The organism is Gilvimarinus sp. DA14, from assembly GCF_024204685.1.
Classification (GTDB): Bacteria; Pseudomonadota; Gammaproteobacteria; order Pseudomonadales; family Cellvibrionaceae; genus Gilvimarinus.
On sequence record NZ_CP100350.1, the window covers coordinates 2,934,258 to 2,947,124 of the forward strand.

Genomic DNA, 12,867 nt, shown 5'->3' on the forward strand with positions numbered 1-12,867 from the left:
CTCTAGGGGGCGAGTTTGTTCTGATCCAGCGCTGCAAGTTCGCCCAAGCGCCGATCAATAGCCTTTTCGATACCCTCTGCATCCAATCCCTGGCTTGCCATCTGATCGGCCTGGCTGGCGTGGCTGACAAACTCGTCTGCCAGCCCCAACTGCAGCAGTGGGGTGATAATGCCCGCCGCACTCAGGTACTCGGCTACCGCCGAGCCGGCGCCACCGGCAATGGCGTTTTCTTCCAAGGTCACAAGCAGCTTATGGCGCTTGTGCATGGATTCAATCAGCTTGGTATCCAATGGTTTAACAAAACGCATATCGCACAGAGTAAGCCCCAACTTATCCGCCACTTGGCGGGCGACCGCACCCAGAGTGCCAAAGCATAAAATGGCCGCGCCTGTGCCTTCGCGCTTGATGACCCCTTTGCCCATTGGCAGAGCGTTCATCGCGCTGTGCACTTGTGCGCCCGGCCCGCGTCCGCGTGGGTAGCGCACGGCGCTCGGCCCCCGGTGTTGATAGCAGGTGTACAGCAGCTGGCGGCACTCGTTTTCGTCGCTGGGCGCGGCGATTACCATATTGGGAATACAGCGCAAAAAGGTAATGTCAAAACTACCTGCATGGGTGGCGCCGTCTTCACCCACCAGGCCGGCGCGGTCGATGGCAAAGGTTACATCCAGGTTTTGCAGCGCGACATCGTGAATTAACTGGTCATAGGCGCGCTGCAAAAAGGTGGAATAGATGGCCACCACCGGTTTCTTTCCTTCACAGGCAAAACCCGCGGCCAGGGTCACCGCGTGCTGCTCGGCGATGGCGACATCGTAGAAGCGCTCGGGGTAGTCGCGGGCAAACTCCACCATCCCTGAACCTTCGCACATTGCCGGGGTGATACCGATTAGGCGCGGCTCAAGGGCGGCCATATCGCACAGCCAACGGCCGAAAATATCTTGATATTTAGGCCGGTTGGGCACCGGCTTTTTGGGGCTGGGTTCGAGTTTATTGAGCGCGTGGTAGCCCACCGGATCTTGCTCGGCGGGCTCAAAACCTTTGCCCTTCTGGGTGATAATGTGCAGCAGCTTGGGGCCTTTTACTCCACGCAAGTTGCGCAAATAGCGCACCAGCGATGACATATCGTGGCCGTCGATGGGGCCCACATAGTTAAAGCCCATTTCTTCAAACAAGGTGCCCGGCGAAACAAAGCCTTTAAAGTGCTCTTCGGTGCGCTTGGCAAATTCCCACGCCGAGGGGATTTTGGTCAGTACCTGTTTGCTGCCTTCGCGCAGCGAGTTATAAAACTTGCTACCCCAGATTTTCGACAGATAAGTCGCGAGCCCGCCCACATTGGGCGAGATAGACATATTGTTGTCATTGAGAATCACCAGCATGTCGGCGTCGGTGTGGGCGGCGTGGTTGAGCGCCTCAAAGGCCATGCCCGCGGTCATGGCGCCGTCACCGATAATGGCGGCGCACTTGCGGTCATCGCCGGCCAGAGCCATGCCCAGTGCTGCACTGATTGATGTACTGGAATGGCCCACGCCGAAGGTGTCGTACTCGCTTTCGTCGCGCTTGGGAAAGCCAGACAGTCCGCCCGCCTGACGCATGGTGAGCAATTGTTCGCGACGGCCGGTGAGAATTTTATGCGGATAGGTCTGGTGGCCCACGTCCCACACAAGGCGGTCTTCGGGAGTGTTATAGATGTAGTGCAGGGCGATGGTCAGCTCTACCACGCCCAGGCCCGCGCCGAAGTGGCCGCCGGTTTGCCCCACGCTGTAGAGTAAAAACGCCCGCAACTCGTCCGCCAGCAGTGGCAGCTCTTTTTCACTGAGCTCGCGCAGATCCGCCGGTGACTCTATGGTGTCCAGCGTCGGTGTGGACGGGCGTGTGGTCGGTATTTTGTTCAGCATGGGTAATATCTTGTTTCAGCGAGGGGCCATTGTAGGCACCACTAGCGCTCTCGCTCAACCACATATTGGGCAATCGACTGCAGTGGCGCAGTATTGCCGGGCAGGGGAGAGATGGCGGTTAGCGCTTCATCCAGCAGGCGGTGGGCGTGTTGCCGGGCGGCATCAAGGCCCAGCAGGGAGACATAGGTGGGTTTGTTTTTGGCCGCGTCGGCGCCCTGGGTTTTGCCTAGAGTTTTGGTGTCGGCGGTGACGTCGAGAATATCGTCCTGTACCTGGAAGGCCAGCCCTACCGCCGTACTAAAAGTGTGCAGCGCTTTAAGGGTTTGTGTATCTGCCTCGGCCACCTGGGCGCCCATGGTAACGCTGGCGTTAACCAGTGCGCCGGTTTTGCAGCGGTGCATATGCTCCAGCTGTTGCAGGTTCAGAGTGTTAGCCACCGCCGCTAGGTCAATCGCCTGCCCCAGCACCATCCCTTGGCTGCCCGCAGCGGTGCTCAGGCTTTTAATTAAGCTGATCCGCACCGGTGCGCTTATCGAGGTCTCATGGGCCAGCAGCTCGAAGGCCAGGGTCTGCAGTGCGTCACCCGCCAGAATGGCAAGTGCTTCGTCATAGGCAATATGACAGGTTGGCTTGCCCCGGCGCAGATCGTCGTCGTCCATGGCGGGCAGGTCGTCGTGGATCAGGCTGTAGGCGTGTATCGCCTCAATCGCGCAGGCCACACTGTCTAGCGCCGCAGACTCGGTATGGCCCTTTAGAGCTTCATAGCTGGCAAACACCAGCAGTGGGCGAATACGTTTGCCGCCGCCGGCAAGGGCATAACCCATGGCTTCCCCCAGCTGGCTGTTGGCCGTGGTGGGAATGACTTTGGTCAAGGCCTGTTCAATGCGCGGGCGCAGGCCGTCGGCGTATTGGCGAAAACTGCTCATCAGGCGTCGTCTGTGGGATCAAAATCCTGTAACACCGGCTGACCGTTTTCCTCGATCAGGGTTTGCACCTGCTGTTCGGCCTGGGTGAGTCGCTGCTGGCATTCGCGGGTTAACTTGATGCCTTGCTCAAACGCCTGCAGAGATTCCTCCAGGGTAAGTTCGCCGCTTTCCATGCGCGCTACCAGAGCTTCAAGCTCGGTCAGTGAAGATTCCAGATCTGGGGCTTTTTTCTTTGCGGGCATTGGTGGCCTGTGTATCGGTTGTTGGTTCAGCTTTGCGCCCAGCTGCCGATAGACTTGGCAGATACGCACTTTTATGGGCGCCATTATACGGTTTGCCACTGACAGATTTACAGCCCCTGGCGGAATCCGACTAGAATAGTGCATTAATTAAGGGCTCTGCGCCGAGAAGAAGGAGTAACGGGTGGATTTAGCAACGCTTATCGGGCTTTTGGGGGCCCTGGGTCTGATTGTCGCCTCCATGTTTATGTCCGGCGAAATCGGTATGTTTGTCAATGCTCCCTCGCTGGTCATTGTGGTGGGTGGCAGTGTTTTTGCCGTGATGGCCAAGTTTGGTCTGGGACAGTTTCTCAGCGCCTTTAAAGTGGCGGGCAAGAGCTTTGTGAATAAGCTCGACGATCCGCTGGATATGATTGATGAAATTGTCGATCTGGCGGATGCCGCGCGCAAGGGTGGCTTGCTGTCACTGGAAGGCAAGGAAGTCAGCAATGGTTTTTTGCAAAAGGGCATTCAGCTTTTGGTGGATGGCCATGATCCGGATGTCGTGCGCACCATGCTCTCCAAAGACCGCTCGCTGGCCGAGCGCCGTCATAACAGCGGCGCATCAATATTTGCATCGCTTGGCGATGTGGCTCCCGCCATGGGAATGATTGGCACCTTGATCGGTCTGGTCGCTATGTTGGCCAATATGGACGATCCCAAGGCCATTGGCCCCGCGATGGCGGTTGCGCTGCTGACAACGCTTTACGGTGCCATGCTCGCTAACGCAGTGTTTTTGCCCATTGCCGATAAGCTCAAGTTGCGTGCCGGCGAAGAATTCATGATAAAAAGCATGATTATTGACGGCCTGCTGGCGATTCAAAACGGCCAGAACCCCAGGGTAATTGACACGGTACTGCGCACCTATTTGCCCGAGCGCAAGCGCGACGCCGCCGATGCTGCAGGTTAACAGGCCCAACCCATGAGTGCAGATGACGAAGAAAAAGATTGCGAATGCCCGCCCGGCCTACCGGCCTGGATGGCGACCTTTGCCGACTTGATGGCATTGTTGATGTGCTTTTTTGTGCTCTTGTTGTCGTTTTCGGAAATGGACGCGATGAAGTTTCGCCGCCTGGCCGGCTCTTTGGCTCAGGCGTTTGGGGTTCAGGCGAAGGTCAATGTCAACGAGATCCCCAAGGGCACCAGTATTATCGCGCAGGAGTTTAGCCCGGGTAAGCCCGAGCCCACCCCGGTAAATGTGATTTTTCAGCGCACCGAAGACATCACCGAGATGAGCCTTGAAGTGCGTGATTCCCAGGAATACGACATTGAGCGCGGCGAGCCGGATATGGATCAAAGTGCGCAAGAGCGCTTGCAGCGTATTGTCGAAGAGCTGGTAGAGCAGACCCGACAGGATGCCACCGAGCTGGCTGATAAGCTCAAAGACAGAATCGCCAGTGGCGATATCGAAATTGAGACCAAGGGGCGGCAGATTATTATCCGTATTCGCGAGAAAGGCTCGTTTGAATCCGGCTCGGCCACTTTGGCGCCAGATTATTACGATGTAATCGATGAAATTCGCGCGGTGCTGATGCTAAAGCCCGGGCATATCGCCGTGCAGGGGCACACCGACAACATACCGATTCGCTCTGACCGTTTTCGCTCTAACTGGGATTTATCCGCAATGCGCGCTTCGTCTGTCGCGCAGCAGCTAATGCGCGGCGGCTATCTGGCACCCGAGCGCTTCGAGGTGGCCGGTTACGCCGCTACGCGGCCGTTGGTGGCAAACGACTCGGCCTTTAATCGCGCGCGTAACCGCCGGGTGGAAATTGTGATTCGCCAGGGGCTTGGCAGTGAGCTAGAGGCCGAAGATTTGGAGCTGTTAAAAAATGAGGGTGACGATATCATTCGTCAGTTGGACGTGGCCCCCGAATATCTCTTCGACTTAGAGCCAGAAGAGGTGTTTTAACGCCAGTTAGGCTACTTTGTAGGAAATGTCTTACAGCGAACTGTGACATCCGCCGCTATTTTTGTCGCCAGCTTGGGCGCATAATATCCTCAATGGAGAAATTCATAGGGATATGGGGCACGGAACAGAAGGATCTTGCCGCTAAGAGTCACGGTTTGACTCCATCCTGTAAACCCCGCAACAGGCCCCCTTGTTGCGGGGTTTCCTTATTTTGGTCATGCACTTTACCCGCTTATTCATCTTGTTCTGCGTCAGGTATGTTTTAATAGTCGCAAAGCAACAATAAAAGCCGAGCCCGTCCCAGGCTCGGCTTTTTTGTGCTCTAGGGAGCCTCTGATTAAGTCATCAGTGGCCTCTGTAAGCCCCGAAGAGCGCGGCCAAAACGTCCACCCGCTGTGTTGCCTACACGGATGTAGGTAAGGGCCGTGAGCAGGACGCGAAAGGCTTGCACTTCTTGTCAAGGACTATGGCCATTGCCTGCGAAGCGCGCCAAGGGCAAGGGATTGCCCGAATGCCGGAAAGGCAGGAGCATTTTCCGGCAAAGGATTGAACGTTTTGACTTGCGCAGAGACCCCTGGGGACTTAATCAGAGGCTCCCTACTGTTCTTCATCTGAATTGGGCGTTTAATGACCTCAAAACCTAAGCAGATAACATCCTCCGCCTGGCTATTGCTCATGGTCATTTGTATGGGGGCGTTTATCGCCCCTTTAGGAATGGCATCGGTGAATGTGGCAATCCCGGCCCTGGCGGCGGAGCTCAATGCCAACGCGGTACTGGTCAGCTGGATTCCAACCACGGTACTACTGGCAAATATTGTGTTTATGTTGCCGGCGGGCAAGCTGGCCGATCTATTCGGCCGCAAGCGGGTATTTCAGTGGGGGATTTGCCTTAACGCGCTGGCAGGCATTGGCGCCAGCTTTGCTGAGTCTGTGCACTGGGTATTGGTGATGCGGTTTGTGCAGGGCCTGGGCTCGGCAATGATGTTTGCCACCAGTATGGCCTTGCTGATTTCGGTGTTTCCGCCGCACAAACGAGGTTTACCGCTGGGTCTAAACGCCGCCTGCGTGTATCTCGGCTTAACCCTTGCGCCGGCGTTGGGGGGCTGGGTCACTGAAGCCTTGGGGTGGCGCTATGTGTTTTTACTTCCTCTGCCACTGGTGGTGGTTGTCCTGCTGCTGTTGCAGTGGCGTATCAGCGGGGAGTGGCGCTCAGAGACGGTAGACAGGTTTGATTGGCGCGGTGCCTTGCTGTTTGCACTGTGGGCGCTGGCTTTGGTCGTGGGCTTAACGGGCCTGCCCGAGCCGCTGAGTATTGCCTCGTTGTTGCTCTCCTTCGTTTTGTTGTTCGGTTTTATCCGTATGCAGGCCCGCGCGCAAAACCCGCTCATACGGGTACAGATGTTTCGCGAATCGCGACTGTTTTCCATGTCACTGCTGACGGCCTCGTTTATGTACGCCTCCAGCTACCCGCTTGGCTTTATGCTTAGCCTTTACCTGCAATACGTACGCGATTTCAGTGCCTCACAGGCGGGTCACGTGCTTTTGTCTCAGGCCCTGGCAATGGCCTGTGTGGCGCCACTCGCCGGCAAGCTGTCGGATTATTTTCCCGCGCGGTTTCTCGCCACGGCGGGTTGCGCCTGCACACTGGCAGGATTTTTCTGGTTGAGTCGGCTGGATGCCGATACCAGCCGCACCGCAATCAGCCTGGCGCTAGTGTTGGTGGGGCTGGGGTTTGGATTTTTCTCCAGCCCCAACAATCATGTGGTGATGCACTCGGCGCGCGCCGACGAGGTGGGAGTGGCGGCCGCTACGCTAAATCTCGCGCGGGTGACGGGGAACCTGGTGGGCATGAGCCTGGTGAATTTATTGGTGTACTGGCACTTGGGGGATCAGCCTCTGGACGCCGGGGTCTCGGACGCATTGCTGGCAACCTTCCACGGGGCACTGAATTTGGCGCTGGGGTTTTTAACGGCCGCCACAGTGATCTCGCTACTGCGCGGCCGCACTTATCAGCCCGAAGCCTGACCAATAAGAATGTTGTACAAAATCCGCGTGGCCTCGTCGGCGACGGTTTGTGGCACTCCTACATGAAAGCAGATCTGCGACGGGCTCTGGTCGATTAAATCGATGGGAATATGCGCATCACCCAGCGCGCTCAAGGCTTCGATAATCGGGTAGGTGTTGCGATTTAACCCCAGTCCCACTGGCGTGATGATGGACAGGTTGTACACGACCCGCATGTTGTCCGGCTTAAGACGTTTCTCTATCACCCGGCGCAAATCGTTAATGCTGCCGAGCAAGTCATCTTTGCTTACCAGCACGGCAATATCGTCTTTGTCTGTGGGGTAGTGATAGGTATTAATGCCAAAGTCGTGAAAAATCTGCAGCAGTGAAGCAGTAAAGCCGACTTCTTCGCCCAACATGTCTTTTTCAATATGAATGTAAGACATATTGTCCAGCCTGGCGATTCCTACCACGCCCTCTTCAGGTACCCGCTCATTGAGAATGAGGGTGCCAGGCTCTTTGGGGGAGTTGGTGTTGCGAATATTAATGGGTATTTTTCGATCTCGGCACTTCAGCATGGCGTCGAGATGGAAGACGTTAAAGCCTTTGCTAGAGAGCAAGCGAATTTCTTTAAACGTCAGCCTGGGAATGGCTCGAGCCTCTTTGATAATGCGCGGGTCCGCTTCGTACACGCCGTTAACGTCGGTCCAGTTTTCGTAAGTATCGGCGTCTAGGGCGTAGGCAATTTCACCGCCGGTTAAGTCGGAGCCGCCACGGGAGAAAACCGCGATATTACCGTCTTCGGTAACGCCGTAAAAACCGGGCATCACTGAAATGCCGTCGTACTCTTGCAGGCACTGCACGTTATCGTAGGCTTGGTCCAACGTGCGCGCTGCCAAATAGTTATCACTGACCAAAAAACCAATGTCTTCTGGCAATTGCGCCTTCGCTTTAAGACCGCACTTTTCTAAATAGGCGGCGATAATGCGGGCGTTGTAATGCTCACCGCGCGAGGCGAGAAACGCGACACGCTTGTCGCCACCTAAGTCGGTATTTAAATCTTGTTTTAGTGACTTAATAATTTCTGGCGCCTCGATTTTCAGCTCGCGCATAATCGCGGTGAACTTATCGATTACGGCCTGGCGGCTATCGTCGGCAGAAATGCCCTGGCGCTGGTTGTAAAAGTGAATGCCTTTGGTGGCAATGTTAATCAGGTGGTCGGTGACTTTCTCTTCATTTTTGTGGCTGCGGCCCGGTCCGGAGACCACGATTACGCGACGCTTTTTGTCGCTTTTTACAATGTCGGTAACTTTAGCGATCTGTTTGGCGTCGGCCACAGAGCTTCCGCCGAATTTGCTGATAATAATATCTGACATGGCTGCTGGCTGTCCGTAATAAGTTTTAAAAGAGAGGATGGGAGACGCAAGCCGCACTGGCGCGACTTGCGTAGGGGTGGTTAGGCACCGGTCATCATTTTTTCGCGTTTATCGGCCAAAGCCTGCAGCGAATCACGAATAATCTCCAACCCTTCAGTGACCAGCTCTTCTTCAATTAACAGTGAGGGCAAAAACTTCAGCACTTGATCGTCAGCACCTGAGGTTTCGATGATTAGGCCGCGTTGGAAAGCTTCCGCGGAAGTTTCCGAGGCCACTCCCGGTGTCATTTCCAGCCCCCAGATCATGCCCAGGCCACGTACCTTAGGGTTGAACTGCGGAAATTCATCAGCAATTTTCTGCAGCCCTTTCTGAATGAACTCGCCCTTGTGAGTCACCGCTGTGGCGAGATCATCGTTATCCCAAAAGCTCAGAGCCTGGGTGGCGGCAACAAAGGCCAAGTTATTGCCTCGGAAGGTGCCGGTATGCTCGCCTGGTTGCCACTGGTCAAGCTCGGGACGCATGAGCAGCAGCGCCATTGGCAGACCGCCACCAATGGATTTTGACAGGGTGACCATGTCGGGATGGATTCCGGCGCGCTCAAAGCTGAAAAAGGTACCAGTGCGGCCATTGCCCACCTGGATGTCGTCGATAATTAACAGAATGTCGAATTCGCGGCACAGTTGCTCGAGCTTTTTCAGCCATTCAATACGCGCAACATTTACGCCGCCTTCGCCTTGCACTGTTTCCACAATGATTGCCGCGGGCAGGTCAATCCCGCTGCTACCGTCGGAGAGGAATTTGCGCAAATAGTCGATGGTATCGACATCTTCGCCGAGAAAGCCGTCAAAGGGCATAAACGCTGTATTGCTGCGGCTGCCGTAGGATTCGTCTTTGTAAAAGTAGTTACCTGTAGCCGCCAGCGCGCCCATGGTTAAGCCGTGATAGCCATTGGTAAAAGCAATTACGTTCGAGCGCTGCTTTACCATACGGGCCAGCTTAAGCGCGGTTTCTACGGCATTGGTACCGGTGGGGCCAGTGAACTGAACTTTATATTGCAGGTTGCGTGGCGCCAAAATGGTATCGCGAAATTTCTGCAGAAAGGCGCGCTTGGCGATGGTGGCTTTATCCAGACCGTGGACGATGCCGTCGCGCTGGAGGTGCTCGATTAGCGCTTCGCTGATCATCGGGTGGTTGTGGCCGTAGTTGAGAACCCCGGCACCGGCAAAAAAATCGATATAGCGGGTGCCGTTTTCGTCAAACAGCTCCGAGCCTTTGGCTACATCAAATACCGTTGGAAATGAGCGTACATAGCCGCGAACTTCCGATTCCATTTCTTCAAAAATTCTCATGCTTGTCTTTCTCCCGATGAAATTAGCTGTAAATCAGGTTACAGCGTTGATGTTTGATCTGCTTGGCGCTGTTAGAGAACGCCGATTAAACGATTGATTACGCAGCGGTCGCTGGCTTGGCTCAGTACGCTGTTGACAGAGGGGCGATCTTGCCGGTACTGCGCCGCAAGCGCCACCTGAAGATGTTCAATGGTTTTTATCATAGCAAGAGCAGGCTGCAAACACGAATTTGCGATCCGGATTTGGTAAGATTTGCGCTGCAATTGAGGAGCTTTCATGAGTCAATCTTATTCTGTGCTGGCTGCCCCTGCGGCCTTCGAGCATGTCGAAAAGCGCAGTGTTTTCCACGCCATATTGCTGCCGGTATCGTCTCGTGAAGAAGCCATGGCGGAGCTTGCGAAAATTAAAAATGCACAGCCGGGGGCGAACCATTACTGTTGGGCTTATATTATCGGTGCGGCAGCGCAGCCGAAAACCTTGGCGTTTAGTGACGACGGTGAGCCCTCGGGCACGGCGGGCAAGCCGATGCTCAATGTCTTGCAGCACCGCGAAGCGGGTGATTGTCTGGCCGTTGTGGTGCGTATTTTTGGCGGGGTGAAGTTAGGTGCCGGCGGCCTCGTGCGGGCGTACAGTGCGGCGGTGTCCGGTGCGCTCGATTTGGCACAGTGGCAAACGCTGGTGCCCACATGCAGTGTTACTATCGCCATCCCCTTTGCGCTGGAGCAAAAGGTACGTCACTTTCTGGCCGAGCGGGACATTACGCAGATTGACGCTCACTATACCGAAAAGGTGTATTTGCACTGTGATGTGCCCGAGGATGTCTACGCCCAGCTGGATTCTGCGCTGGCCGATTTAAGTGCGGGTGCAGCGATGCTGACCAGGCCAGAAGAAAAAGCTAGAGAAAAAGAGTAGGAGATTAGGTAAAAAGACGGTACATTTGACATATTATCGTCACAGTTAGCAGACAAAGTACTAGCAGACAAATCGCGGCCAAGTTGAAAATAACCGGTTCGCTAAGCACATAAAAACTGTGCGATACCACGCTTTACCAGTAGCAAACGCAGTTTGCCGCCACGGGAGGTGTTGATGGAAGAGCGAATACTACGGCTCAATATAGCCGGGCAGCCAATAGAATGGCTGCATTGGCAGGATGCCGTTTGTTTGTACGCAAGGGACTTAGTTGCCTGGAGCCTGGGCGGCCCGGTGAGAAAAGTCATTGGAGGCTACGCTCGATGTAGCGGGGTGCGCTCCCAAATCACCCTCCCCGCCATTATCGCCTGCGGCGGCCGCCGCATCGCCCGCTACCGTCAAATTCCCCCTCTTACCAACCGCGCACTGTTCGCCCGCGACAATTACCTTTGCCTTTACTGCGGTAACTCCTTCGTTTCCAACTTGTTGTCCCGCGATCATGTGCACCCGGTGAGTCGGGGCGGACGCGACGTGTGGCAAAACGTGGTCAGTGCCTGTAAGCGTTGTAATCAGCGTAAAAGCAATCATCTGCTGCAGGATATAGATATGGAGCTTCTCGCTCTGCCTTTTTGTCCCAACAATGCGGAGTATCTGGCGCTGATTAATTCAGATCGTATCCGCGGCGACCAAATGGAGTTTCTGCGCCCGCAGTTCTCGGAAAACCGCATCTGGCATTAGCCTGTCTTTTCCCGCTAAAATCCTCGGGTTGATTAATAACTCGCCGGTATTGGCCGGCGCTTGAGGTGTTCTATGGCTGATTTTTCCCGCCGTCGGTTTTTACGTGCGGCCTCTGTAGTGTCTGGGGGTGCCTTGTGCGGAGTTTTGCCCGGCCTGCCTCGGGCGCAAACTGAGCCCGCATTTGACTTTGATATTTCGCTGGCGCAGTGGTCGCTGAATAAGGCCTTTTTTGATCGCTCTCTCAGCCCGCTGGACTTCCCCGCAGTGGCGCGCACCAGTTTTGATATAGGTGCGGTGGAGTACGTTAATCAGTTCTTTATGGATAAGGCGCGCGATAAAAAGTTTTTGCAAGAGCTGAAAAGCCGCGCCTCTGATCACAATGTAAAAAGTCTGTTGATTATGGTGGATGGCGAGGGTGATTTATCCACCTCGGACGAGGCCCGACGCAGGCAATCGGTAGAAAACCACTACAAATGGGTAGAGGCTGCTCATCAGCTCGGTTGTCACAGTATTCGCGTTAACTTGCATGGTGTGGGCAGTGCCGAGGCTTGGCATAAGGCGTCGGTAAACAGCCTGTTAGAGTTGGCGGAGTTCTCCAAGCCCATGGATATTAAAATCCTTGTGGAAAATCACGGTGGTTATTCATCCCACGGCGCTAAACTCGCCGCTGTGTTGCAGGAGGCTAACTCGCCATACTGTGGTTCTATGCCGGATTTTGGTAATTTCTGCTATCAGCGCGCCAGCGGTGATTTATGGGATTCCCCCTGTGTGAAACAGTACGATATCTACCAGGGTGTGGCCGATTTAATGCCCTACGCCGGCGCCATCAGTGCGAAAACATTTCGCTTTGATGAGCAGGGCAATGAGCCGGATATTGACTACCGCCGCATTTTCGAGCTGGTGAAAGCGTCGCACTACTCGGGTTATGTGGGCATCGAATATGAGGGGCATGAGTTGCCCGCCGATGAGGGCATACGCGCAACGAAACGCCTGTTGGAAAAAGTTAGAAGCGAGCTGTCGGCCCAGGATTCGGCCGTCTAGCGGTAGACTACCTGACCGCGATACATACGCACTGGCTTGTCCTTTTTTTTCGCCTCTTCTTCGCCGGGGTTTGGGCGCTCAGTCAGCGTCACCTGACCTCGGTAGACTTTTACTTGGTGTGACTTTTCCGGTTTGGCTTCGCTTTTGGGTTCAAGCTCGGCCATCCAGTCATCGCCTGCCATCTGGAAAAGCTCTTTAATCAACGCGCGGGTTACAGTCTCTTTGCAGTGGGGGTAGAAATCCGCCAGCTCTTGAAGTACTTCGGGGTTGGCGAGCTTGATGCCCGGTTTCAATTGCGAAGGCACCCGGCGGCGCAACTCGAGAATTAGATCAATCATGGGTTTGCTGTACTGCATAGGCAAAGTCCTAACTGGTGACGGCATTGAAGTGAGAGAGACACAACTCCACGGTCAGCAATTGACTGCAAGATATTCGCCAAGCCAGT

13 protein-coding genes are annotated in these 12,867 nt (G+C 55.0%); 6 read left to right on the plus strand and 7 right to left on the minus strand.

From position 1 onward, the window contains the following. Positions 1-2: 2 nt before the first annotated feature. Genes dxs through NHM04_RS12805 form a run of 3 tightly spaced genes read right to left on the minus strand, consistent with a single transcriptional unit; the run spans position 3 to position 3,060 of the window. Positions 3-1,892, minus strand: coding sequence for a 1-deoxy-D-xylulose-5-phosphate synthase (gene dxs / locus NHM04_RS12795; RefSeq protein WP_254264176.1), 1,890 nt, complete (start codon positions 1,890-1,892; stop codon positions 3-5). 41 nt (positions 1,893-1,933) lie between these two features. Beyond that, positions 1,934-2,818 (minus strand): polyprenyl synthetase family protein, encoded by an 885-nt coding sequence (locus NHM04_RS12800; RefSeq protein ID WP_254264177.1) that lies wholly within the window; start codon positions 2,816-2,818, stop codon positions 1,934-1,936. Then, entirely contained in the window at positions 2,818-3,060 is a 243-nt protein-coding gene (locus tag NHM04_RS12805) for an exodeoxyribonuclease VII small subunit (protein WP_254266638.1), read from the minus strand. The genes NHM04_RS12800 and NHM04_RS12805 overlap by 1 nt, the downstream gene beginning before the upstream one ends. 181 nt (positions 3,061-3,241) lie before the next feature. Here NHM04_RS12805 and pomA point away from each other — a divergent pair, with 181 nt between their 5' ends. The 3 genes from pomA (at position 3,242) to NHM04_RS12820 (ending at position 7,030) form a co-directional block, all read left to right on the plus strand. Then, positions 3,242-4,006: a flagellar motor protein PomA gene (gene pomA, locus NHM04_RS12810; protein ID WP_254264178.1), complete on the plus strand. Its 765-nt coding sequence runs from the start codon at positions 3,242-3,244 to the stop codon at positions 4,004-4,006. Positions 4,007-4,018: 12 nt separating this feature from the next. Next, positions 4,019-5,005 carry a flagellar motor protein MotB gene (locus NHM04_RS12815; RefSeq protein WP_254264179.1) on the plus strand — a complete coding sequence of 329 codons (987 nt, stop codon included), beginning with the start codon at positions 4,019-4,021 and terminating at the stop codon, positions 5,003-5,005. Between the two features lie 627 nt (positions 5,006-5,632). Beyond that, the gene (locus tag NHM04_RS12820) at positions 5,633-7,030 is read left to right on the plus strand and encodes an MFS transporter (protein WP_254264180.1); all 1,398 of its coding nucleotides are present in this window, start codon (positions 5,633-5,635) and stop codon (positions 7,028-7,030) included. Here the strand turns inward: NHM04_RS12820 and NHM04_RS12825 are convergent. The 3 genes from NHM04_RS12825 to NHM04_RS12835 form a co-directional block, all read right to left on the minus strand. Further along, positions 7,015-8,385, minus strand: a complete 1,371-nt coding sequence (locus NHM04_RS12825; protein ID WP_254264181.1) for an aspartate kinase — start codon at positions 8,383-8,385, stop codon at positions 7,015-7,017. The genes NHM04_RS12820 and NHM04_RS12825 overlap by 16 nt on opposite strands. Before the next feature lie 80 nt (positions 8,386-8,465). Then, positions 8,466-9,734 (minus strand): diaminobutyrate--2-oxoglutarate transaminase, encoded by a 1,269-nt coding sequence (gene ectB / locus NHM04_RS12830; RefSeq protein WP_254264182.1) that lies wholly within the window; start codon positions 9,732-9,734, stop codon positions 8,466-8,468. 71 nt (positions 9,735-9,805) lie between these two features. After that, entirely contained in the window at positions 9,806-10,012 is a 207-nt protein-coding gene (locus NHM04_RS12835; RefSeq protein ID WP_254264183.1) for a hypothetical protein, read from the minus strand. Between NHM04_RS12835 and NHM04_RS12840 the strand changes: the two genes are divergently transcribed. From NHM04_RS12840 to NHM04_RS12850, 3 genes are all read left to right on the plus strand, one after another. Beyond that, a complete protein-coding gene (locus NHM04_RS12840; RefSeq protein WP_254264184.1) occupies positions 10,011-10,646 on the plus strand; it encodes a YigZ family protein in 636 nt (211 codons plus the stop codon). The two genes, NHM04_RS12835 and NHM04_RS12840, sit on opposite strands and share 2 nt — an antisense overlap. A 174-nt stretch (positions 10,647-10,820) precedes the next feature. Further along, on the plus strand, positions 10,821-11,381 hold the full coding sequence (locus NHM04_RS12845) for an HNH endonuclease (protein WP_254264185.1): 561 nt from the start codon (positions 10,821-10,823) through the stop codon (positions 11,379-11,381). Between the two features lie 72 nt (positions 11,382-11,453). Further along, a complete protein-coding gene (locus NHM04_RS12850) occupies positions 11,454-12,422 on the plus strand; it encodes a sugar phosphate isomerase/epimerase (protein WP_254264186.1) in 969 nt (322 codons plus the stop codon). Here NHM04_RS12850 and NHM04_RS12855 read toward each other — a convergent pair. Beyond that, complete coding sequence (locus NHM04_RS12855; RefSeq protein WP_254264187.1) at positions 12,419-12,778, minus strand: hypothetical protein; 360 nt, start codon at positions 12,776-12,778, stop codon at positions 12,419-12,421. The genes NHM04_RS12850 and NHM04_RS12855 overlap by 4 nt on opposite strands. Positions 12,779-12,867: the final 89 nt, after the last annotated feature.

What these genes read in the sequence shown, in the direction of transcription:
- NHM04_RS12825 (WP_254264181.1), bottom strand. Translation starts at nt 8,385, where the DNA reads ATGTCAGATATTATTATCAGCAAATTCGGCGGAAGCTCTGTGGCCGAC.
- NHM04_RS12805 (WP_254266638.1), bottom strand. Translation starts at nt 3,060, where the DNA reads ATGCCCGCAAAGAAAAAAGCCCCAGATCTGGAATCTTCACTGACCGAG.
- NHM04_RS12855 (WP_254264187.1), bottom strand. Translation starts at nt 12,778, where the DNA reads ATGCAGTACAGCAAACCCATGATTGATCTAATTCTCGAGTTGCGCCGC.
- NHM04_RS12800 (WP_254264177.1), bottom strand. Translation starts at nt 2,818, where the DNA reads ATGAGCAGTTTTCGCCAATACGCCGACGGCCTGCGCCCGCGCATTGAA.
- NHM04_RS12835 (WP_254264183.1), bottom strand. Translation starts at nt 10,012, where the DNA reads ATGAAAGCTCCTCAATTGCAGCGCAAATCTTACCAAATCCGGATCGCA.
- NHM04_RS12840 (WP_254264184.1), top strand. Translation starts at nt 10,011, where the DNA reads ATGAGTCAATCTTATTCTGTGCTGGCTGCCCCTGCGGCCTTCGAGCAT.
- ectB (WP_254264182.1), bottom strand. Translation starts at nt 9,734, where the DNA reads ATGAGAATTTTTGAAGAAATGGAATCGGAAGTTCGCGGCTATGTACGC.
- NHM04_RS12820 (WP_254264180.1), top strand. Translation starts at nt 5,633, where the DNA reads ATGACCTCAAAACCTAAGCAGATAACATCCTCCGCCTGGCTATTGCTC.
- dxs (WP_254264176.1), bottom strand. Translation starts at nt 1,892, where the DNA reads ATGCTGAACAAAATACCGACCACACGCCCGTCCACACCGACGCTGGAC.
- NHM04_RS12815 (WP_254264179.1), top strand. Translation starts at nt 4,019, where the DNA reads ATGAGTGCAGATGACGAAGAAAAAGATTGCGAATGCCCGCCCGGCCTA.
- NHM04_RS12850 (WP_254264186.1), top strand. Translation starts at nt 11,454, where the DNA reads ATGGCTGATTTTTCCCGCCGTCGGTTTTTACGTGCGGCCTCTGTAGTG.
- NHM04_RS12845 (WP_254264185.1), top strand. Translation starts at nt 10,821, where the DNA reads ATGGAAGAGCGAATACTACGGCTCAATATAGCCGGGCAGCCAATAGAA.